This is a genomic window from Nonomuraea corallina, from assembly GCF_027620315.1.
Lineage (GTDB): Bacteria > Actinomycetota > Actinomycetes > Streptosporangiales > Streptosporangiaceae > Nonomuraea > Nonomuraea corallina.
Genome location: NZ_JAPNNL010000001.1, coordinates 35,623 through 54,455, shown reverse-complemented (window position 1 = coordinate 54,455; position 18,833 = coordinate 35,623). Strand labels below are relative to the sequence as shown.

At 72.3% G+C, this 18,833-nt stretch carries 22 protein-coding genes; 11 read left to right on the top strand and 11 right to left on the bottom strand.

Annotation, left to right across the window (positions count from 1 at the left end; all coding sequences use genetic code 11):
• Positions 1–64: 64 nt before the first annotated feature.
• The gene (locus tag OUY22_RS00270; protein WP_270152526.1) at positions 65–541 is read left to right on the top strand and encodes a nitroreductase family deazaflavin-dependent oxidoreductase; all 477 of its coding nucleotides are present in this window, start codon (positions 65–67) and stop codon (positions 539–541) included.
• Here OUY22_RS00270 and OUY22_RS00265 read toward each other — a convergent pair.
• On the bottom strand, positions 491–1,480 hold the full coding sequence (locus OUY22_RS00265) for an LLM class flavin-dependent oxidoreductase (protein WP_270152525.1): 990 nt from the start codon (positions 1,478–1,480) through the stop codon (positions 491–493). The genes OUY22_RS00270 and OUY22_RS00265 overlap by 51 nt on opposite strands.
• Positions 1,481–1,534: 54 nt before the next feature.
• Positions 1,535–2,119 carry a TetR/AcrR family transcriptional regulator gene (locus OUY22_RS00260; protein ID WP_270152524.1) on the bottom strand — a complete coding sequence of 195 codons (585 nt, stop codon included), beginning with the start codon at positions 2,117–2,119 and terminating at the stop codon, positions 1,535–1,537.
• Positions 2,120–2,171: 52 nt separating this feature from the next.
• Between OUY22_RS00260 and OUY22_RS00255 the strand changes: the two genes are divergently transcribed.
• Together OUY22_RS00255 and OUY22_RS00250 are read left to right on the top strand one after the other, a co-directional pair.
• Positions 2,172–2,888, top strand: coding sequence for a CPBP family intramembrane glutamic endopeptidase (locus OUY22_RS00255; RefSeq protein ID WP_270152523.1), 717 nt, complete (start codon positions 2,172–2,174; stop codon positions 2,886–2,888).
• Between the two features lie 169 nt (positions 2,889–3,057).
• Positions 3,058–5,073 carry a CehA/McbA family metallohydrolase gene (locus tag OUY22_RS00250; RefSeq protein ID WP_270152522.1) on the top strand — a complete coding sequence of 672 codons (2,016 nt, stop codon included), beginning with the start codon at positions 3,058–3,060 and terminating at the stop codon, positions 5,071–5,073.
• Here OUY22_RS00250 and OUY22_RS00245 read toward each other — a convergent pair.
• A complete protein-coding gene (locus OUY22_RS00245; protein ID WP_270152521.1) occupies positions 5,070–5,261 on the bottom strand; it encodes a hypothetical protein in 192 nt (63 codons plus the stop codon). The two genes, OUY22_RS00250 and OUY22_RS00245, sit on opposite strands and share 4 nt — an antisense overlap.
• 31 nt (positions 5,262–5,292) lie before the next feature.
• Positions 5,293–5,760: a MarR family winged helix-turn-helix transcriptional regulator gene (locus tag OUY22_RS00240; RefSeq protein WP_270152520.1), complete on the bottom strand. Its 468-nt coding sequence runs from the start codon at positions 5,758–5,760 to the stop codon at positions 5,293–5,295.
• 46 nt (positions 5,761–5,806) lie between these two features.
• Here OUY22_RS00240 and pip point away from each other — a divergent pair, with 46 nt between their 5' ends.
• Positions 5,807–6,721, top strand: coding sequence for a prolyl aminopeptidase (pip, locus tag OUY22_RS00235; RefSeq protein ID WP_270152519.1), 915 nt, complete (start codon positions 5,807–5,809; stop codon positions 6,719–6,721).
• A gap of 106 nt (positions 6,722–6,827) precedes the next feature.
• The gene (locus OUY22_RS00230) at positions 6,828–8,120 is read left to right on the top strand and encodes a TIGR04013 family B12-binding domain/radical SAM domain-containing protein (RefSeq protein WP_270152518.1); all 1,293 of its coding nucleotides are present in this window, start codon (positions 6,828–6,830) and stop codon (positions 8,118–8,120) included.
• On the opposite strand, the gene OUY22_RS00225 is transcribed toward OUY22_RS00230, so the two are convergent.
• Both OUY22_RS00225 and OUY22_RS00220 read right to left on the bottom strand, forming a co-directional pair.
• Positions 8,117–8,383, bottom strand: coding sequence for a hypothetical protein (locus OUY22_RS00225; RefSeq protein WP_270152517.1), 267 nt, complete (start codon positions 8,381–8,383; stop codon positions 8,117–8,119). The genes OUY22_RS00230 and OUY22_RS00225 overlap by 4 nt on opposite strands.
• A gap of 60 nt (positions 8,384–8,443) precedes the next feature.
• A complete protein-coding gene (locus OUY22_RS00220) occupies positions 8,444–8,953 on the bottom strand; it encodes a VOC family protein (RefSeq protein WP_270152516.1) in 510 nt (169 codons plus the stop codon).
• Positions 8,954–9,016: 63 nt separating this feature from the next.
• On the opposite strand from OUY22_RS00220, the gene OUY22_RS00215 reads away from it, so the two are divergent.
• Both OUY22_RS00215 and OUY22_RS00210 read left to right on the top strand, forming a co-directional pair.
• A complete protein-coding gene (locus tag OUY22_RS00215; RefSeq protein ID WP_270152515.1) occupies positions 9,017–9,466 on the top strand; it encodes a MarR family winged helix-turn-helix transcriptional regulator in 450 nt (149 codons plus the stop codon).
• 59 nt (positions 9,467–9,525) lie between these two features.
• Positions 9,526–9,711, top strand: a complete 186-nt coding sequence (locus tag OUY22_RS00210; RefSeq protein WP_270152514.1) for a hypothetical protein — start codon at positions 9,526–9,528, stop codon at positions 9,709–9,711.
• Between the two features lie 51 nt (positions 9,712–9,762).
• Here OUY22_RS00210 and OUY22_RS00205 read toward each other — a convergent pair whose 3' ends face one another.
• Positions 9,763–10,983 (bottom strand): saccharopine dehydrogenase family protein, encoded by a 1,221-nt coding sequence (locus tag OUY22_RS00205; RefSeq protein WP_270152512.1) that lies wholly within the window; start codon positions 10,981–10,983, stop codon positions 9,763–9,765.
• 85 nt (positions 10,984–11,068) lie between these two features.
• Here OUY22_RS00205 and OUY22_RS00200 point away from each other — a divergent pair, with 85 nt between their 5' ends.
• The 4 genes from OUY22_RS00200 (at position 11,069) to OUY22_RS00185 (ending at position 15,245) form a co-directional block, all read left to right on the top strand.
• A complete protein-coding gene (locus tag OUY22_RS00200; protein ID WP_270152510.1) occupies positions 11,069–11,776 on the top strand; it encodes a TetR/AcrR family transcriptional regulator in 708 nt (235 codons plus the stop codon).
• A 54-nt stretch (positions 11,777–11,830) separates the two neighbouring features.
• Positions 11,831–12,544, top strand: a complete 714-nt coding sequence (locus OUY22_RS00195) for a DUF998 domain-containing protein (protein WP_270152509.1) — start codon at positions 11,831–11,833, stop codon at positions 12,542–12,544.
• A gap of 62 nt (positions 12,545–12,606) precedes the next feature.
• Positions 12,607–14,862 (top strand): sensor histidine kinase, encoded by a 2,256-nt coding sequence (locus tag OUY22_RS00190; protein ID WP_270152508.1) that lies wholly within the window; start codon positions 12,607–12,609, stop codon positions 14,860–14,862.
• On the top strand, positions 14,859–15,245 hold the full coding sequence (locus tag OUY22_RS00185) for a DUF742 domain-containing protein (RefSeq protein ID WP_270152507.1): 387 nt from the start codon (positions 14,859–14,861) through the stop codon (positions 15,243–15,245). The genes OUY22_RS00190 and OUY22_RS00185 overlap by 4 nt, the downstream gene beginning before the upstream one ends.
• Here the strand turns inward: OUY22_RS00185 and OUY22_RS00180 are convergent.
• Genes OUY22_RS00180 through OUY22_RS00165 form a run of 4 tightly spaced genes read right to left on the bottom strand, consistent with a single transcriptional unit; the run spans position 15,242 to position 18,705 of the window.
• Positions 15,242–15,814, bottom strand: a complete 573-nt coding sequence (locus tag OUY22_RS00180; RefSeq protein WP_270152505.1) for a GTP-binding protein — start codon at positions 15,812–15,814, stop codon at positions 15,242–15,244. The two genes, OUY22_RS00185 and OUY22_RS00180, sit on opposite strands and share 4 nt — an antisense overlap.
• Entirely contained in the window at positions 15,795–16,157 is a 363-nt protein-coding gene (locus tag OUY22_RS00175; RefSeq protein ID WP_270152503.1) for a DUF742 domain-containing protein, read from the bottom strand. The genes OUY22_RS00180 and OUY22_RS00175 overlap by 20 nt, the downstream gene beginning before the upstream one ends.
• The gene (locus OUY22_RS00170; protein WP_148036208.1) at positions 16,154–16,558 is read right to left on the bottom strand and encodes a roadblock/LC7 domain-containing protein; all 405 of its coding nucleotides are present in this window, start codon (positions 16,556–16,558) and stop codon (positions 16,154–16,156) included. The genes OUY22_RS00175 and OUY22_RS00170 overlap by 4 nt, the downstream gene beginning before the upstream one ends.
• Positions 16,555–18,705, bottom strand: coding sequence for a sensor histidine kinase (locus OUY22_RS00165; protein WP_270152501.1), 2,151 nt, complete (start codon positions 18,703–18,705; stop codon positions 16,555–16,557). The genes OUY22_RS00170 and OUY22_RS00165 overlap by 4 nt, the downstream gene beginning before the upstream one ends.
• Between the last annotated feature and the right edge of the window lie 128 nt (positions 18,706–18,833).

The window sequence follows — 18,833 nt, the reverse complement described above, 5'->3', positions numbered from 1 at the left end:
TCGCCGGGGAGGGAATGGTCACACGCTTGACCTCAGCCCTGGTCGATGTTCCACACTTGCCCGCATGGACGACGTGATCGACAGCCCGACGGGCTGGGTGGCCGAGCATATCCGCCGCTACGTGGAGACCGACGGGGAGAGCGGGCACCTGTACCAGGGGTTGCCCACGCTGCTGCTCACCACCCGGGGCAGGAGGTCGGGGCGGCTGCGCCGCACGGCGCTGATCTACGGGCGGGACGGCGACCGCTATCTGCTCGTCGCCTCCAACGGCGGCTCCGCTGGGCACCCTTCCTGGTATCTCAACCTGGCCGCCGACCCGGAGGTCGCCGTACAGGTGCGGGCCGACAGGTTCGCCGCCCGCGCCCGCACCGCCACCGAGGAGGAGAAGAAGGAGCTGTGGCCGGGCATGGTCGCGGTGTTCCCGACGTACGACACGTACCAGTCCAGGACGGACCGGGACATCCCGCTGGTGATCCTGGAGCGGGTGCCGTCAGGCGGGGACGAGGCCCTGGACGTCGGCGAGCAGCTCGAAGGAGCGTAGCCACGCCTCGCGGTCGGGCGCGGCCGACACCGCGATGAGCTCGTCGGCGCGGGCATGCCGGGCGAACCGGTCCAGGTACTCCTTGACCTCGCCGGGCGTGCCGACGGCCGAGTAGGTGGTCATCTGGAGGATCTGCTGCCCGGCCGGCGACTCCAGGATGGCGTCCGCCTCCTCGGGGGTGAACTCGCGGTCGCGGCCCAGGAGCAGGCTCACCCGGTTGCGCTTGGCGGCCAGGAACTGCTCCTCAGCCTTCTCCCGGGTGTCGGCGGTGATCACGTTCACGCCGGCGATCACGTACGGCTCGGCGAGCTGCGCGGACGGCTTGAACTCGCGCCGGTAGAGCGCGACCGCCTCCTCCAGCGCCGCGGGCGCGAAGTGCGAGGCGAACGCGTACGGCAGCCCGAGCATGGCGGCGAGCTGGGCGCCGAACAGCGACGACCCGAGGATGTACAGCGGCACGTCGGTGCCCTTGCCAGGGGTCGCGTCCACGCCGGGGATGCGGGAGTCGCCGGTCAGGTAGCCCTGGAGCTCCAGCACGTCCTGCGGGAAGCTGTCGGCCGAGGCGGGGGTGCGGCGCAGTGCCCGCATGGTCACCTGGTCGCTGCCGGGCGCCCGCCCTAGCCCCAGGTCGATCCGGCCGGGGTGCAGCGTGGCGAGTGTGCCGTACTGTTCGGCGATGGTGAGCGGGGAGTGGTTCGGCAGCATGACGCCGCCCGCGCCCAGCCGGATCGTGCTCGTGTGCGCGGCCACGTGCGCGATCAGCACGCTGGTGGCCGAGGACGCGATCGACGGCATGTTGTGGTGCTCGGCGTACCAGATGCGGCTGTAGCCCCACTGCTCCGCCCGCCGCGCCAGCTCCACGCTGCCCGCGAAGCTGTCGGCCGCGGTCTCTCCTTTGCCGATGTACGCGAGATCGAGAATGGAGAGAGGCAGAGCCATGGGACATACCTTTCGTTCGAGGGCGCACGAAAGGTAACCGTGGCCGGTATCCCGTTATTTCCGGCCCAGAGCGTTGACCCAGAGGCGCACGATGGCCTCCCGGCGTCCCGGATCGTCGAGCAGGGCGCCATGGACCTGCGCCTCGACGCCCTGCACCGCGAGCAGCGCGGTGACGTCGGGGTCGTCGGCGCCGAGCCTGCGCAGTTCGCCCGCCAGGGCGGCGGCCAGGACCCGCTCGGTCTCCCGGAAGAGGGCGACGAGTTCGGGAGTGCGGGGGGCCTGGTCGAACAGGAGCCGGTGCAGCTGTGGCCGGTCCTCGTGCAGCGCGGCCACGCAGGCCACCAGGTCGGTCACCAGCCGGGTCAGGTCGGGCGGCTGCCCGGCGGCCCGTTCGAACACCCGCATGACCTCGCGGGCGGCCGCGTTGAGGTGCCGGTCGGCCAGGGCGAGCAGGAGCGCGTCCTTGTTCGGGAAGTACTGGTAGAGCGAGCCGACGGACACGCCCGCCCGATCGGCGATCTTGTTCGTGGTCGTGGTGGCGTAGCCGTGCCGCTGGAAAAGCTGAGCAGCGGCCTCCAGGATCGCCTCCACCGTCTCGCGTGAGCGCTGCTGGCGGGGGCTTTTGCGGGGGGTGACCACGGGTGCTCCGATGCGAGTACCAAAAGCTGAAGTTTACTCGCATTATGGCCTGGTGCTCCCCGACCTGCTTGCCTACACCGCCCGCGTCCTGCCGGGCCTCCTCCTCATCGGTGCCTGCTTCGCCCTGGCCCGCGAGCCGCTGCTGCGCATCGCGGCGCTGATGCTCGGCTTCGTGCTGATCCGCGACGCCATGACGCCGCTCGGCTTCTGGCGCGTCGGCACCGCCGGGCCGGTGCCGTGGCTGCGCTTCACCGACGACGCCGGGACCCTGCTGGTGTTCGGCGCCGCCACGCTGGCGCTGACCGTCACCGTGCTGCGCCTGGACGACGACCTGCGGGCCCTCGTGCGCTGGGGCCGTCCGGTCACCGCGATCCCCGGCCTGGCGGGCGGCGCGCTGATCGCGGCCCCGGTGCTCCTCCTGTCGCTCTCCACCCCGCTGACCGAACGCGGCGGGCCGGTCGCCGCGAGCCTGCTGCCCGCGCTGCTGCTCTTCGCCCTGGCCGGGAACCTCGCCGAAGAGGTGCTCTTCCGAGGCTTCCTGCAAGGCCACCTGGAACGCTCCGGCCCGGTGCGCGCCGCCCTGCTGTCGGCGGTCATGTTCGCCGCCTGCCACGCCTACCTCGCCTCGACGGTGACCGACCTCGGCTGGCCATTGCTGGTCTTCACCCTCTACGAGGGCCTGATCTGCGCCTTCCTCCGGCTCCGACACGGCGTGGCCGCCGCCGCCCTGGCCCACGGCCTGGCCATCTTCCTCCTGTCGGCCGGGTAGCATCCGCCTTGTGAACCGTCGCATCGTCGCCCTGCTCGTCATCATCGGGATGATCGGAATGAGCGGGCTGGCCGTGGTCGTGTCGGCCGTGCAGTCGGGCGGTGGGTGGTAAGGCCCTGACGGGGTCTGCGAATCGTGACACGATGTCGGTGACTTCGAGGAGTGCCCGATGTGTGACGATCCGCTGCTTCCCGAGACCGTCTCCCGCGCGCTGGCCGACTATCGAGCCCTTCGTGAAAGGCACGGCGTCCTCTGGGGCGAGGAGTCGCTGTCGTACGTGGTCCAGGCGCGGGCCACCGTCTTCCTCGAACAGCACCACGACTACTGGGGCACCGGCACGCGGCAGCTCGCCGAACGCCTGCCCGGGGCGTCGCAGGACGAGATCGACGACCGGATGGGCGAGGTGGACCCCGACCTGGTGGTCCGCGACGCGCTCGGCGGCGAACTGATCGCCGCCCTGCCCGCGCTGCGGCTGCGGCCCGGCGGCGCCGCGCTGGAGGCCCGCGCCCGGGTGGTGCTCGGCGACGCGCCGGTCCGTACGTGGCTGCTGCTGGACTCCAGCCGGGACGAGCCGGCCACGGTGGTCGTCGACGGGGAGCCGTACGAGGTCCCGCCCCGCGGCGCGAAGATCGTCGGCGTGTGCCGTGAGGTCGTCGCCGACGGGGTCCCGGTCGACCTGGCGCCGCTGACCAGGCGGGCGCCGGCGGCCGCGGTGCGGCTGCGCGCCGGGTTCCCGTGCCGGTGGAGCGTGACGTCGGCCGGCGGGCAGGGCTGGTACCCCCAGGGCCGCCCGCCCAAGGCCGACGGGCACGGCGCCCCCTACTTCCACGGAGACGACCTCGTGGTGGCGGTGCCGGCCGAGCCCATCAGGGTGACGGTGACCCGCGGCATGGAGTACACCACCGCCGAGGCCGAGCTGACCCCGGCGGCCGGCGCGGAGACCGTGGTCGAGCTGACCCCCGAGCGGCTGTACGACGCGGCGGCCCACGGCTGGTACGGCGGCGACATGCACGTCCACCTCAACTGGATGGGGGAGGAGCCCGCCGCGCCCGAGCTGGCCGCGCTCGCCCAGCACGGCGAGGACCTGCACGTGCTCAACCTGGTCGCGGGGAACGTGGCGAGCGCGCGGGTCTACGACCGCGAGGCGCTCGACCACTGGGTGGGCCGCGACCTGCCGTGGTCGGACGAGCGCCACCTGGCCAGGATCGGCGTCGAGTACCGCAACGACCTGGTGGGCCACGTCGGCGCGTTCGGGCTGCGAGGACTGCCGGAGCGCTTCCACACCGGCTTCGCCGGCGACGTCGACTGGCCCCCCAACGCGGTCGCCTGCGAGGAACTGCACCGGCTGGGCGCCGTGCTCGGCTACGGCCACCCGTTCCACCTGCCGGTCTCCGACACCGACCCGCCGGAGAAGGCGGTGGCGCGCGGGCGCAACTGCTCGGCCAGGGAGATCGTCGCGGACGCCGCGCTCGGCCTGATCGACACGCTGGACGTGCTCAACCACTCCTCGATCACCGCGACGGCCACGGTCTACCGCCGCCTGATCGGCGCGGGCAACCGGCTGACCGTGACCGCCGGCACCGACGCTGTGCTGTCGTTCTGCCACCGCGGCACCTCGTCCGGCCCGCCCGGATGGGAGCGGGTGTACGCCCGGGTGGACGGCCCGCTGACCGCCGAGTCGTTCGCCGAGGCGATCCTCATGGGCCGCACCTTCGCCACCACCGGCCCGTGGCTGGGGCTGAGCGTCAACGGCCACGCCCCCGGCGACACGCTGGACCTGGCGCCGGGTGAGCGGGTGGAGGTCACGGTCACGTCGGTCGGCCCCGAGGTCGAGAACCTGGAGATCCGCACCGCCGACGGCGTGCTGGCCCAAGGGCCGCCCGGCCGCCTGACGACCGTGCTGGAGGCGGGCGAGCCCACGTACGTGGTCGCGGTCGCCACCGGAGGGCCGCACCCGCGCAGCTTCCACACCGGCGGGGCGTACGCGCACACGAGCCCGGTCTACCTGAACGTGGCGGGCACGCACGTGGCGCGGCAGGAGGACGTGCTGTGGTGTCTCGACTGGCTGGACCGGCTGGAGGCGGTGCTGCGCGAGTCGGGCGTCTTCGCCGACCAGGGCCAGTACGACGACCACGTGGCGCTCTACGACCGCGCCCGCCAGGTCTATCGGGCCAGGCTGGGCTAGCTGAGGCAGAGCTCGGCGGTGGCGGGGGCCGTGTCGTCGTCGAGGCCCTCCAGCAGGATGGCGGCCAGGCTGCGGCGCTGGGCGGCCGTGAGGGTCATGGGCAGCACGATCGGCATCAGCTCGATCGCGCCGTCCGGCAGGTGACGGACGTGGCAGGGGACGTGGGAGATCGGGGAGGTGTGGAACACTCCCTCACTATCGCAGGCGCCACCGACAAGATCAGGTCGTTTTCAGCCCGTCCTCGATCCGCTCCCTGAAGGGCCGGCGGGCGAGCGCGTCCAGCGCGGCGCGGACCATCTCGGCCAGCGGCACGGGCAGCTCGGCGTCGAGGTCCGCGACGGCCCGCTCGGTGGCGTCCCACTCGGCCTGGATGTCCGGCAGCGCCCCGCGTGCCCTGTCGGTCAGGTGGACGATGCGGCGGCGGGCGTCGGCGCCTTTTTCCAGGGACACCCAGCCCGACCGGCGCATCTGGGCCACGGTCTGGCTGGCGGCGGAGTGGGTGACGCCGATGGCCGCGGCCAGGTCGTGGATGGCCATCGGACCCCGCGCGGCCAGGAGCCGGACGACGGGGGAGAAACGCGGCCGGTAGTCGGGCAGGCCCAGGTCGGCGTAGTGCCCGGCGATGGCGCCGTCCATCACTTCGCTCAGGTGGCGGAGCATGGTGCCCAGCGTGGGGTTCTCTGTCATGACATCTCCTAATATAACAGCACTGTCAGATATTGAGGAGAACGCGATGATGCTCGACGTGGGCGACGGCAACCGCGTGCACTGGGAGGTCCACGGCGCACCCGGCGGGAAGCCCGCGGTGGTGGTGCACGGCGGACCGGGGTCCGGGGCGGGGACGGGCTGGCTGCGCTTCTTCGACCTGGAGACCTACCGGGTCGTCCTGTTCGACCAGCGCGGCTGCGGCCGGAGCACGCCCGACGCGGCCGACCCCGGCGCCGACCTGTCCGCCAACACCACCCACCACCTGATCGCCGACATGGAACTGCTCCGCGAGCACCTGGGCGTCGAGCGGTGGATGCTGTTCGGCGGCTCGTGGGGCACCACGCTCGGGCTGGCCTACGCGATCCGCCACCCCGGCCGGGTCAGCGAGATCGTCATGGCGGGCGTGGCGACCACCCGCCGGTCCGAGGTCGAGTGGATCACCGAGGGCGTGGGGCGCTACTTCCCCCGGGAGTGGGAACGGTTCCGCGACGCGGTCCCCGCGGACCTGCCCGGCGAGCGGCTCGTCGACGCCTACGCCCGGCTCCTCGCCGACCCCGACCCGGCCGTCCGCGAGCAGGCCGCCCGCGACTGGTGCGACTGGGAGGACTCGCACGTACGGTCCCACGCCGATCACCGGCCCGACCCGCGCTATGCCGACCCGGTGTTCCGGATGCGGTTCGCGCGGCTGGTCACCCACTACTGGCGCCACCACGCGTGGCTGGAGGACGGCGAGCTCCTGGCCGGGGTGGCAGGGCTGGGTCACGTGCCGGGCGTGCTGGTCCACGGCCGGATCGACCTGAGCACCCCGCTGCGGACCGCCTGGGAGCTGTCGAAGGCCTGGCCGGGCTGCGAGCTGGTGATCGTGGAGGAGGCCGGTCACGGCACCGGCCGCGGCATGGGCGACGTCCTCGCGGCGCAGACCCGGCGCTTCGCCCCCTGAACCCACCCGTGAGCGGGGGCCTTGGAGCACGGCGGGGAGACCGGCCGGCGTCCCGAGGGCGTCCGGCCGGCGTGCGGGTGGGACGTCGTCGGCTACGCTGCACGGCGTGGCGCTCGCTGTTGACGTGGTGGTCCGATATCGCAAAGCCGTGACCTACGGCGTGCACGCGCTGCTCGCCGCGCTGGAGAGCGCCGGGGTCGAGCACGGCCTGAGCCTCGGCACCACCGTCGAGGAGACGGCGGCGCACATCGCCGGCAGCCGGGCCGATCGGGTGCTGGTGCTGTGGTCGTTCTACTCGCCCGACGCCGACGCGATGGCCGCCGAACTGGCCGCCGTGCGGGCGCTGGCCGGCCGGGACGGCGTCCTGCACATCGCCGGCGGGGTGCACGCCACCGCCGAGCCGCAGCAGGTCATCGACGCCGGGTGGGACCTGGCGGGCATCGGCGAGGGCGAGTCGACGATCGTCTCGCTGGTCACCGCGCTGCGCCGCGACGACCCGCTCACGGACGTCCCCGGGCTCGCGCTCAGGGACGCCGACGGGGTGGCGCTGCGCACCCGGCCGGCGCCACAGCTCCCGCTGGACGCGTTCCCGTCGTTCCCGGCGCGGCGCGGCCGGTTCGGGCCGATCGAGATCACCCGCGGATGTCGCTATACCTGCCGCTTCTGTCAAACACCGTTCATGTTCGGCGGCCAGTTCCGCCATCGGTCGGTGGCGAGCGTGCGCGAGCACGTGCGGGCGATGGCCGGTCACGGGCTGCGCGACGTCCGGTTCATCACGCCGACCTCGCTCTCGTACGGGTCGCCCGGCCCCGATCCCGATCTGGACGCGGTGGAGGAGCTGCTGGCCGGGGTCAAGGAGGAGCTGCCGCCGCACGGCCGGGTGTTCTTCGGCAGCTTCCCCTCCGAGGTGCGGCCGGAGCACGTCACGCCCGAGGCGATGCGGCTGCTCAAGCGCAACGTGGCGAACGACAACCTGATCATCGGCGCGCAGTCGGGCTCCGACCGGGTGCTGGCGGCCTCGGGGCGCGGTCACGACACCTCCCCGGTACGGGACGCGGTGCGGATCGCGGTGGAGCACGGCTTCCGGCCGAACGTCGACTTCATCTTCGGCATGCCGGGCGAGCGGGCCGAGGACCAGGAGGCTTCGCTGAAGCTGGCCGCCGACCTGGCCGAGCTGGGGGCGCGCATCCACACCCACACGTTCATGCCGCTGCCGGGCACCCCGTGGCGGGACGCCGAGCCCGCGTTCGTGCCGCTGGCGACGGTGCGCGAGCTGGACCGGCTGGCCCAGCGCGGCGACGCCTACGGCCACTGGCGCAAGCAGGCCGAGCACGCGGCCAGGCTGGCCGAGACCGCCAAGGCCTACCCGCGCAGGGCCCGCCGGCGCAGGACGGGTTAGCGCTCGTCGTCGTCCGGGTCGTAGGCGGGCCCCTGGTCGTCGGGGATCAGCTCCTCCAGGACGCGGTTCACGGCCTCGCCCAGCGGGCGGAACGCCTCGGTGAGGGCGTTCGCCAGCGGCCCGAGGATGTCGGTCACCTCGCGCAGCAGGTCGTCGCTCTTGTCTTCGGGAGGCGACCAGCGCATGGCGTCGGCGCTCAGCGTCTCCCATTCGTCGACGACGCCGTCGATGGCGTCGAGCACGTGGTCAGGATCCCTCGGCATGACGTTCTCCAGGAGAGGAACCGGTCACTGACCACGGTAACCCGGTGGAGCCCGGTCCGGTCAGACCGGGATGGACACGCCGACGCCGCCGCGCGTCCGGGCGCCGAACCGTTCCTTGGCGGCGGCCAGGTCGAGCGGCAGGATGCGGGTGCGGGCGGCGAGCAGCTCGTCGTCGATCATGTCGGCGGGGACCAGCCAGGAGACCTCGAACTCCAGCCCGTCGGGGTCGCGCGCGTACAGGGCCTTGGTGGTGGCGTGGTCGGAGGCGCCGACCAGCGCGCCGAGCTCGGTCAGCTTGGCCGCGACGCGCTCCAGCTCGTCGAGCGTGTCGACCTCCCAGGCCAGGTGGTAGAGCCCGACGGCGGTGTGGCCGGCGGGTGAGGGCCCGGCGGCCGCGCCGATCTGGAACAGCCCGAGGTCGTGGTCGTTGGTCGAGCCTTCGGCCTGGAGGAACGCGGCGCCGGGCAGCTCCATGACCGGCTCGAAGCCGAGGGCCTCGCGGTAGAAGGCGACGCTGCGCGCGACGTCGCGCACGTACAGGACCGCGTGGTTGAGCCGCTGGACGGGCATGGTGATCTCCTTTTTGGGGTGGATTCACCCCAAGTATATGAGAGTTCAAGTAAATTGTCAGATGTGACCCGATGGCTGGACGACGACGAGCAGCGCACCTGGCGGAGTTTCCTGGTGGCGACCCAGCGCGTGCACGAGGCGCTCGACCGGCAGTTGCAGCGCGACGCCGGGATGCCGCACGCCTACTACATGATCCTGGTGGCCCTGTCCGAGGCGCCGGGGCGGGCGCTGCGGATGAGCGAGCTGGCCGCCAAGGCGCAGAGTTCGCAGAGCCGGCTCTCGCACGCGGTGGCCCGGCTGGAGGAGCGCGGCTGGGTCCGCCGCGACCGCTGCCCCGAGGACCGGCGCGGCAACGTCGCGGTGCTCACCGACGCGGGCTTCGCGGCGCTGGAGGAGGCCGCGCCGGGCCACGTGGCGGAGGTGCGCCGCGTCCTGTTCGACGTGCTCACGCCCCAGCAGGTCCGCGACCTGCACGAGATCTGCGCCACGGTACGGGACACGCTGGAGCGGTAGCCGGAAACTGTCGGCGCCCGGTCGTAGCGTGGCCTCGGTAGCCGGATGAGGAGATGGGGATGTCCGAAGAAGACGCGCTGTTCCGCACGGTCCACGGCATCGCGGGCCGGTTGGCGGGCCGGCCGGTGCCCGTGGTGATCGACGCGCTGGTGCGGCAGCTTCCCCCGGCCCCCGGCATCACCGGCGACGACATCAGACGCATCGCCGAGGAGATCAGCGTGGGGCGCGACCCGTCGGGCCTGTGACGCGGGACGCGCTCCCCGGCGCGGGGGAGCGCGTCGTCCGCGGTGTGCCGATCACTGCTCGCGCAGGCCCCAGGGGGATCCGTACTCCACGAGCAGGTCCAGGAAGGGGCGCGGGGCGAACGCCTCGGGGCCGAGCACGCCCTCGCCCTGCCAGGCGCCGGTGGCCATCAGCTCCAGGGCGACGACGGGGTTGACGGCGGTCTGCCAGACCACGGCCTGCGAGCCGTACTCCCGCATCGACCACTGGTTGTCCACCACGTGGTAGAGGTACACCTCGCGCGGCCGGCCGTCCTTGACGCCCTTCACCCAGGTGCCGGCGCAGGTCTTGCCGTGCATCCGGTCGCCCAGCTCGCCCGGGTCGGGCAGCACGGCGGCCACCACGTCGCGCGGCGAGACGCGGGCGGGGCCGCGGTCGGTCAGCACCGTGACCGGCCGGGTGCGGTCGAGGCCCAGCTCGTGCAGGGTCTTGAGCCGGGAGATGAAGTCCTCGCCCAGCCCGTACTTGAAGGTGACCCGGCCGGCGTCCACCCAGCGGGGCACCAGCAGCACCTCCTCGTGCTCGACGTTCACGCACTCGATCGGGCCGATGCCCTCGGGGAAGTCGAACACCTCCGGCTCGCTGAACGGCTCGGTGGTGAACCAGCCGCGGTCGCGCTCGTAGACGAGCGGCGGGTTGAGGCACTCCTCGATCGTGGTCCAGATGGAGAACGACGGGGCGAACTCGTAGCCGTCGACGGTGAGGTTGGCGCCGTCGCGTACGCCGATCTCCTCGATCTCGTCGAACAGCTCGTCGGCGGCGTAGCGGGCGAACACGTCCGACAGGCCGGGCTCGACGCCCATGCCGACGAGCGCGAGCCGCCCGGCCCGCCGCCAGTCGTCGTCGCGGGCGAACTGCTCGTCGCCGAGCTTGACGCCGACCTTCTCGTACGGGAGCTCGGGGTGCGGCTTCGACATGGACATCGCCATGTCGAGGTAGTGCGCCCCGCCCGCGAGCGCCGCCTCGAACAGCGGCATCACGAAGCGGGGGTCGGTGGCGTTGAGCAGCACGTCGCACCGGTGGTCGAGAAGCAGGTCGATGACCGCCGACCGGTCGGAGGCGTCGACCTGGACCGCGGTGAAACGGGTCTCGCGGGGGTCGAGCGCGGCGACGGCCGCTTGCGCCCTGGACAGGTCGTAGTCAGCGACCACCATATGGTCGAAGAACGCGCGGCGGGTGGCGATGCGGGTGACGGCGGTGCCCACACCGCCGGCGCCCACGAGCAGAATACGCATGATGACTCCTGGTGACACGGGGGGTGCGGGTCCAGGAAATGCCATTAAGCTGGTTAACGTCAATGGTGTTGGCATAAGGAGGGGCATGCCGAAGCGCGTGGTGCCCGACGCGGCGCGGCGGCGACGCCGGCCCACCCGCCAGGGCCAGGTGCTGAGCCACGACCTGATCATCGACACCGCGCTGCGCATGCTCAGGGAGCACGGCGCGGCCGGTCTGACGGCCAGGCGGCTGGGGCTGGCGCTGGGCGCCGACGCCAGCACCGTCTACCGCTACTTCCGCGGCATGGACGACCTGACCCTGGCCATCGCCGACGCGCTGTTCGCCGCCGCGCTGGAGGGCTGGCGGGCGACCGGCGACTGGCTGGCCGACCTGCGGGCCCTGGGGCTGAGCATCTACCGGGCCTATCTGGCGCACCCGCAGGCGGCCGTGCTGACCGCGAGCCGGGTGGCGGGCCGCCCGCACGAGGTCGCGGTGGACGAGACGATCCTCGGCATCTTGCGCGCCGCCGGGTTCCCCGATGCCGACGCGGTGCGGGTCTACCACGCGTTCATCGACCAGAGCCTGGCCTTCGCCGTCCTCGACGCCGCCTCGCTCGCGCTGCCCGAGGCGACGAGGAGGGCCGACGAGCAGGTCTGGCAGGAGACCTACGCCCGGCTCCCGGCCGTCACCCACCCGCACATCGCCGCCACGGCGCCGCTCCTGGTGGCCAGGATGAACGACAGCGGCTACCCGGCGGCCCTGGACATGCTCCTCGACAGCGCGGCCCGGCAACTCAGGGATCGATCAGGGTGAGGTAGGGGACGACGCCGGATGTCCGCGGGCCGTCGCGGGGGAAGACTCGGTGCCATGACCACAGCGACCGAGGGAACCTCCGCGCCGGCTCTCACCGGAGGCGGCCGGTTCTCCCCGGGCCCGAGGGCCTATCCGATCGTCGCGCTCGTCGCGCTGACGACCGGTGTGTCCGGCGTGGTGGCCGCGCAGTTCGGCTCCGGTCCATACCTGGACCCGCTGAACGCGACCGTGAGCGAGTATGCCGTGGCGAGCCGCGGGGGCGTCACGGAGTTCGCGATGGCGGCGGTCGCTCTCGGCTCGCTGGCGCTGCTGGCGGGGCTGCGGTCGGTGGGGGCTCCGGTCAGAGGGATGCCGGAGGGGCTGCTCATGGTGTGGTCGGGGGCGCTGCTGGTGGCGGCGGCGGTCCCGACCACACCGTTCGGCGACGACCTGACGGTCGCGGCCCAGATCCACCGGTACGCGTCGATCGCGGCGTTCGTCAGCCTGCCGGCGGCGGGGGCGCTGCTGGTGCCCCGGCTGGCCCGCGACCGGGTGTGGCGGCCGGTGGCCAGGACCGTCGAGTGGGTGGCCCTGGCGGGCGGGATCGGGCTGCTGGCGATCACGTACGTGGCGCTGCCGGGGGAGCGGGTCATGATCGGACTGGTGGAGCGGGCGCTGTTGAGCGCGGAGGTGGCTTTGCTGGCTGTGCTGGCGATCTGGCTGCTTCGCGTGGTCTGGATGGGTAGCGTCCTTAAATTTCCGACATATCACAGATTTATCGCTAGTTGATCTTTTCTCGGCCTCATTGAGTGCTATTCTCTCCCGCGATCTTCTATCCGGGAGCAGGTGTCATGGCATCGGGCAGATCCATCCGATTCAAGATCTCGGCGCTGCTCGTCATCCCCCTGGTCTCCCTGGTCGCGCTCTGGGGGTTCGCCGCGAGCACGACGACACGGGAGGCGCTCAACCTTCTCAAGGTCGAGACCTTCTGGACGGGGATCGTCGATCACGCCGACTTCCTGGTGGTCAACCTCCAGGCCGAGCGCCTGGCCTCCGCCGAGCTGCTGGCCGGCACCTCGACCGACGCCAAGAAGCTGGCCGAGGCCCGCGCCAAGGTGGACGAGGTCAAGCAGCGGCTGGTGCGCGGCGCGACGGCCGAGGACACCCAGGCCTCGCTCGACGACGCCATGAAGGCGCGGCTCGCCGAGGTACTCAAGGTCCTCGACCGGCTGCCCGAGATCCGGAGCAAGGTCGACGGCCGGCAGCTCGCCCCGCACACCCTGATCAGCGAGTACGCCACCATCCCGGACACCATCGACCGGCTCTACTCCGCCATGACCGTCAGCACCGACGTCGAGCTGGCCCGCCAGGCCCAGGGCCTGATCATGGCCGCGCAGGTGCGCGAGCTGCTCAGCCGCGAGCACGCCCTGATCGTCGCGGGCAACTCCGCCGTGGACGGCGACGGCTGGACCATGACCGAGGTCCACCTGCTGGCCGGCATCGACGGCGCGCGCACGTACCTCTTCCCCAAGGCCCTGGCCAACCTGGACGCCGAGATGCGCGCCCCGCTCGAGAGCATGGCCGCCAGTGGCGCCTACGGGTCCATGGAGCGGGCGCTGCAGTCCTACGTCGGCGGCCAGCCGGTCGACCTGCGGCAGTGGCGGGGCGCGGTCGAACCGGTGCTGGAGGACTTCACCCAGGGCCTCTACCGGTCCGGTGACGTCCTGCTGGCCCGGATGGAGCCCGCCGGCATGGCCATCATCGTGCGCGCCGCCGTCGCGGGCGCGCTCGGCCTGGTCGCCGTCATCCTCTCCGTCGTGGTCTCGGTACGGGTCGGCAGGCGGATCTCCCGCGAGCTGGCGGCGCTGCGCGGCTCCGCCGGGGAGCTGGCCGAGGAGCGCCTGCCGTGCGTGGTCGGCAAGCTGCGCCGCGGCGAGCCGGTGGACCCCGCCGCCGAGGTGCCCCCGATCCGGGTGGACGCGGGCGCCACCGGCGAGGTGGCCGACCTGGCGGCCGCGTTCGACAGCGTGCGGGCCACCGCCGTCGACGCCGCCGTGGAACAGGCCCGGCTGCGCGAAGGGGTGGCCCAGGCGCTGCGCAACCTGGCCAGGCGCAGCCAGTCGCTGGTCCAGCGCCAGCTCAAGCTGCTGGACGAGATGCAGCGGGAGACCGAGGAGCCGGAGGCGCTGGAGCGGCTGTTCAGGCTCGACCACCTGACCACCCGGATGCGTCGGCACGCCGAGGGCCTGGTGCTGCTGTCCGGCGGCACGGTCGGCCGGCGCTGGCGCGGCGTGATCGGCGTGGAGGAGGTGCTGAGCGGGGCCGCCGCCCAGGTCGAGGAGTACACCCGGGTGCGCGTCTACCCGATGCCGGAGTCCGGCGTCGGAGGCGAGGCGGTGGCCGACCTCATGCACCTGTTCGCCGAGCTGATCGAGAACGCGGCCGCCTTCTCCGCGCCCGGCAGCGAGGTGTCGGTCCGCGGCGATCTGGTCGGCAGGGGCTTCGCCGTCGAGATCGAGGACCGCGGGCTGGGCATGACGGACGAGGCCAGGGACGCCGTCAACCGGCGGCTGGCCGGCCCGCCCGAGTTCGACCCGGCGCGGACCGAGCAGCTCGGCTTCGCGGTGGTCGGCATGCTGGCGGCCAGGCACGGGGTGAGCGTCACGCTCAAGCCGTCGCCGTACGGGGGGACCACGGTGATCGTGCTGGTGCCCGCGCACCTGATCCAGCCGATGCCCGCGATCCGGCCCCCCGAGCCGCCCGAGCTGGAGTCCGTCGCGGCGTCGGCCGCCGGCAGGGAGGCGCCGCCGGAGGGCGGCGCGCCCGCGGACGTCCGGCTCGCCCGCAGCTCCGGACCCGGCGGGCTGCCGCGCCGGGTCCGGACCAGCAAGCGCGCTCCCGAGCAGGCCCAGGACTCCGGTCTGCCGCGCCGGGTGCGGACCAGCAAGCGCGTCCCGGATCAGGCGCCTCAGGTCGGCCCGCCGGCCGCCGGGGAGCAGGCGCGGGAACGCTCGCCGGAGGAGACCAGGGCGCTGCTCTCCTCGCTCCAGTCGGGCTGGCAGCGCGGACGTCAGGACAGTGACCAGGACGGGGGGACGCCATCGTGAGCCGCGAGCACGAGTGGGTCGACGAGGAGGCCGGGCCGGTCGTGCGCCCGTACGCGGTGACCCGCGGACGCACCAGGCCCGCTGCCAAGGCGCTGTCCACCGGGCTCGACCTGCTGGCCACCGTGTCGCTCACCGGCCGGCCGGCGCCGCCGAAGGCGGAGCTGGGCGTCCAGCACCGCCGGCTGCTGGGCTGCCTGGTCCAGCACGCCAGGCCGGTCGCCGAGGTCGCGGCCGAGCTCGACCTGCCGGTGGCGGTGGTCAGGGTGCTGCTCGGCGACCTGCTCGACTACGGCCTGGTGGCGGTGAAGGCGCCGCGGTCCAAGGCCGCGACGCCTTCGGAGAGCCTGCTGCGTGAAGTGATCAACGGCCTGCGCGCGCTCTAGCCGGTCGTGGTCAGCGTGCGGAGCGAGTGCTCCACGAGCGTGATCATGACTTCCTTGGCCGAGGTGCGCCGCCGCACGTCGCACAGCATCACGGGCACGTCGTCGTCCAGGTCGAGGGCGATGCGCACGTCGTCCACGCTGTGCCGGTCGGCGCCGTCGAAGCAGTTGACCGCCACCACGAACGGCGTGCCGCGCTGCTCGAAGTAGTCGACCGAGGGGAAGCAGTCGGTCAGCCGCCGGGTGTCGGCGATCACCACCGCGCCCAGCGCGCCGTAGGACAGCTCGTCCCACATGAACCAGAACCGCTCCTGACCGGGCGTGCCGAACAGGTAGACGACCAGCCCTTCGCGGATCGTGATGCGGCCGAAGTCCATCGCCACGGTCGTGGTGGTCTTGGCCTCGACGCCGTCGAGATCGTCGACGCCGACCCCGCGGTCGGACAGCACCTCTTCCGTGCGCAGCGGCCTGATCTCGCTGATCGATCCCACCAGGGTGGTCTTGCCCACGCCGAAGCCGCCCGCGATGAGGATCTTGAGCGCGACGGGGTCCTCAGAGAGCACGGAGTCCATTGATCACTTCCTTGAGAATGCCCTCACTCGGGCGCGATCCGGCCGCGGAGGGGGCCGATACCGAGATGAGCCCTTGGTCACGCATGTCGCCCAGGAGCACCCGGACGACGCCGACAGGCAGGTCGACCTCGACGGCCACGTCGGCCACCGAGATCGGGGCGCGAGCCGCCCTCAGGATGAGCGACTGCTCGGGGGAGAGGTCATCCGGAGCGTCCCCCACGGCGCGGACGGTCGCGACGAGGTCGAGACTGTCCCCCGACGACCTCGTACGACCTCGGATGAGGGCGTAGGGCCGCACGATCGGCCCCGCGTCCTCGTCCAGCCACTGCGGGGTATCGCTCATGGCATCGCTCGGGGATTGGTCGTGATGTGCTGGCCGACCCGCTTGACCAGCATCGCCATCTCGTAGGCGATGTGGCCCACGTCGACGTTGGCGTCGGCGAGCACGGCCAGGCACGTGCCCTGGCCGGCGGCCGTGACGAACAGGAACGCCGATTCCATCTCCACGATGGTCTGGCGTACGTCACCGCCGCCGAAGTGGCGGCCGGTGCCCCGGGCCAGGCTCTGGAAACCGGCGGCCACGGCGGACAGGTGCTCGGCGTCCTCGCGGGTCAGTCCCTTGGAGTAGCCGACGGCCAGGCCGTCGGTCGACAGGATGACCGCCTGCCTGACGGCGCCCACCCGGGTCGTCAGGTCGTCAAGGAGCCAGTTCAGCTCACCGGTGTTGGTCGTCGGCACGCTCATGCCTCCCCCTCCTCATCAGCTTCTTCTCGGGCGCGCTGGGTTCCCCGCTGGAACGCGGAGAACAGGTTGCGCACCTCGTCGGGAGAGCGTTCGTTCTTCCGCTCTGGCTCCGGCTCGGACGGCTGGCCGTGATCGAGCCGGGGTGACTCTAGGGATGACTGTCGGGATGACTGTCGGGATGACTTTTGGGATGACAATGTGGCCTGCCGGACCCGCCTTGGCAAGCCCGCGTGCGTGCCGCTCACGACCGCCAGGGCCTTCCTTCTGGTCCGGCTCGGCAGTGATGGCAGCCCGTCGTCCGCGGCGGGGGGCAGTTCCCGCTGGTCGGAGACGAGCTTGTCCGGCACGAACACGATGGCGGTGGTGCCGCCGAACGGTGATCGCCGCAGCAGCACCTTGATGGAGTGCCGCTGCGCCAGCTTGGCGACGACGAACAGGCCGAGCCTGTCGCTGTCGGCCAGGTCGAACTCCGGAGGGTCCGCCAGCATGCGGTTGTAGGCGTCGTACTCCTCCTGCTGCAGCCCGAGCCCGCGGTCCTCCACCTCGACGGAGTAGCCGTTGCTGACGCGGTCGCCGCGGACCTGGACCGCGGTGTCGGGCGGCGAGTAGATCGTGGCGTTCTCCACCAGCTCGGCGATCAGGTGGGTGAGGTCGGCGGCGGCCAGGCCGTCGATCGCGCTGCCGGGCATGTTGGCCACGTCGACCCGGGTGTAGTCCTCCACCTCGGCGATGGCCGCCCGGACGATGTCGATCGCCGGCACCGGCTTGCGCCAGGCCCGGCCGGGAGCCGAGCCGGACAGGATGATCAGGCTCTCCGCGTGCCGTCGCATGCGGGTGGTGAGGTGGTCGAGCCGGAAGAGCTCCTCCAGCTGGTCCGGGTCGTGGGTGCGCCGCTGCATGCCGTCGAGCACCGACAGCTGGCGGTGCAGCAGGCCCTGCTTGCGCCTGGCGAGGTTGAGGAAGACCTGGCCGAGCCCGCGGCGCAGCGCCGCCTGGCCGACGGCGGCGCGCACCGCCGTGGCCTGGACCGCGCCGAACGCGCCCGCGACGTCGCTGATCTCCGCGGAGCCGCTGACCTGGATCGGCTTGGCCTCCTCGGCGACGTCGACCTCCTCGCCCCGGCTGAGCCGCCTGACCAGCTCGGGCAGGCGCCGCTCGGACAGCTCGACGGCGGCCGAGCGCAGCCCGGCCAGCTCGGCGCCGAGCCGGCGTCCGAAGCGCACCGAGATGATGATGGAGGCGAGCACGGCGACGAGGCCGACGCCGCCGGCGACGCCGATCTGGATCTGGGTGGCGGTGGCCGCGTCGGCGGCCCTGCCGCCCAGCTGGGCGGCCGTCCTGGCGCTGATCGCGTCGAGCTGGGCGATCACCTCGCCGGTGGCGTCGTTCCAGCTCGTGGCGGCGGGGGGCGGCGCGCCGCTCCTGATGATCCTGGCCTCCATGGTGGCGAAGGTCAGGAACGCCTCGCTCTTGAAGAGCTCCTCGTACGGCCGGCGCAGCTCGACGTCGAGGCTCGCCTGACCGCGCGCGTGCAGGAACTTCCTGGAGGAGGCGTACTCGGTGAACGCGGCCGCCTCGGGCTCGGTGATCCGGCCGTCGAGCTGGGCGGCGCGGATGAGGGCGTGCTCCCTGAGCAGGAACTCGTGCGCGTTGCTCATCGTCTGCAGCGCGGCGACCTGCTGGTAGACGGCCAGTTCGGGGGCGGGGGCGAGGTGGTCGTAGAACCGGTACATGGCGTCGAGCACCCGGTTGTACTCGTTGAGGCCGAGCATCCTGGTGCTGAAGCCGCCGTCGACGCCGGTGCGGATGGCGGGGAGCCGGGACAGTTCGGCCTGCAGGGTGCTCAGCGGGGTGCGCAGGCCGTCGGCGAGGTCGACGTCGGCCTCGGCGATGGCCGCGCGGAAGGCGTTGAGCGCGGCGTCGGTGCGCCCGCGCTGCTCGCCGAGCTCGGCGCTGGGCCTACCGTCGGTGAGCTTGATCAGCGTGCGCTCCCGCTCGGCCTGGAGTTCGACGCCCAGGTCGGTGGAGGTGACGCCGACCGTCCGGTAGAGGGTGTCGCCGCGCAGCAACGACCAGCCGTCGCTCACGGTGAGGTTGAGCACGAAGCCCCAGAGCGCGCTCAAGGACAGGAGGGGTAACAGCAGCAATAAGAAGATCTTGAACCGAATTGACCGGTTTTGCGAGCCCATGTCCCAACCTCGGAGTCGAGGGCATTTCCACAACCTCTGTGTGAATACACCTCCGGAAGATCGCACAGGAGACTAGCACCGATTAA

Excerpts from the sequence above, each read along its gene's own strand:
- OUY22_RS00270 (WP_270152526.1), top strand. The coding sequence starts at position 65 with ATGGACGACGTGATCGACAGCCCGACGGGCTGGGTGGCCGAGCATATC.
- OUY22_RS00265 (WP_270152525.1), bottom strand. The coding sequence starts at position 1,480 with ATGGCTCTGCCTCTCTCCATTCTCGATCTCGCGTACATCGGCAAAGGA.
- OUY22_RS00250 (WP_270152522.1), top strand. The coding sequence starts at position 3,058 with ATGTGTGACGATCCGCTGCTTCCCGAGACCGTCTCCCGCGCGCTGGCC.
- OUY22_RS00240 (WP_270152520.1), bottom strand. The coding sequence starts at position 5,760 with ATGACAGAGAACCCCACGCTGGGCACCATGCTCCGCCACCTGAGCGAA.
- pip (WP_270152519.1), top strand. The coding sequence starts at position 5,807 with ATGATGCTCGACGTGGGCGACGGCAACCGCGTGCACTGGGAGGTCCAC.
- OUY22_RS00225 (WP_270152517.1), bottom strand. The coding sequence starts at position 8,383 with ATGCCGAGGGATCCTGACCACGTGCTCGACGCCATCGACGGCGTCGTC.
- OUY22_RS00220 (WP_270152516.1), bottom strand. The coding sequence starts at position 8,953 with ATGCCCGTCCAGCGGCTCAACCACGCGGTCCTGTACGTGCGCGACGTC.
- OUY22_RS00210 (WP_270152514.1), top strand. The coding sequence starts at position 9,526 with ATGTCCGAAGAAGACGCGCTGTTCCGCACGGTCCACGGCATCGCGGGC.
- OUY22_RS00205 (WP_270152512.1), bottom strand. The coding sequence starts at position 10,983 with ATGCGTATTCTGCTCGTGGGCGCCGGCGGTGTGGGCACCGCCGTCACC.
- OUY22_RS00200 (WP_270152510.1), top strand. The coding sequence starts at position 11,069 with ATGCCGAAGCGCGTGGTGCCCGACGCGGCGCGGCGGCGACGCCGGCCC.
- OUY22_RS00195 (WP_270152509.1), top strand. The coding sequence starts at position 11,831 with ATGACCACAGCGACCGAGGGAACCTCCGCGCCGGCTCTCACCGGAGGC.
- OUY22_RS00190 (WP_270152508.1), top strand. The coding sequence starts at position 12,607 with ATGGCATCGGGCAGATCCATCCGATTCAAGATCTCGGCGCTGCTCGTC.
- OUY22_RS00180 (WP_270152505.1), bottom strand. The coding sequence starts at position 15,814 with ATGGACTCCGTGCTCTCTGAGGACCCCGTCGCGCTCAAGATCCTCATC.
- OUY22_RS00175 (WP_270152503.1), bottom strand. The coding sequence starts at position 16,157 with ATGAGCGATACCCCGCAGTGGCTGGACGAGGACGCGGGGCCGATCGTG.
- OUY22_RS00170 (WP_148036208.1), bottom strand. The coding sequence starts at position 16,558 with ATGAGCGTGCCGACGACCAACACCGGTGAGCTGAACTGGCTCCTTGAC.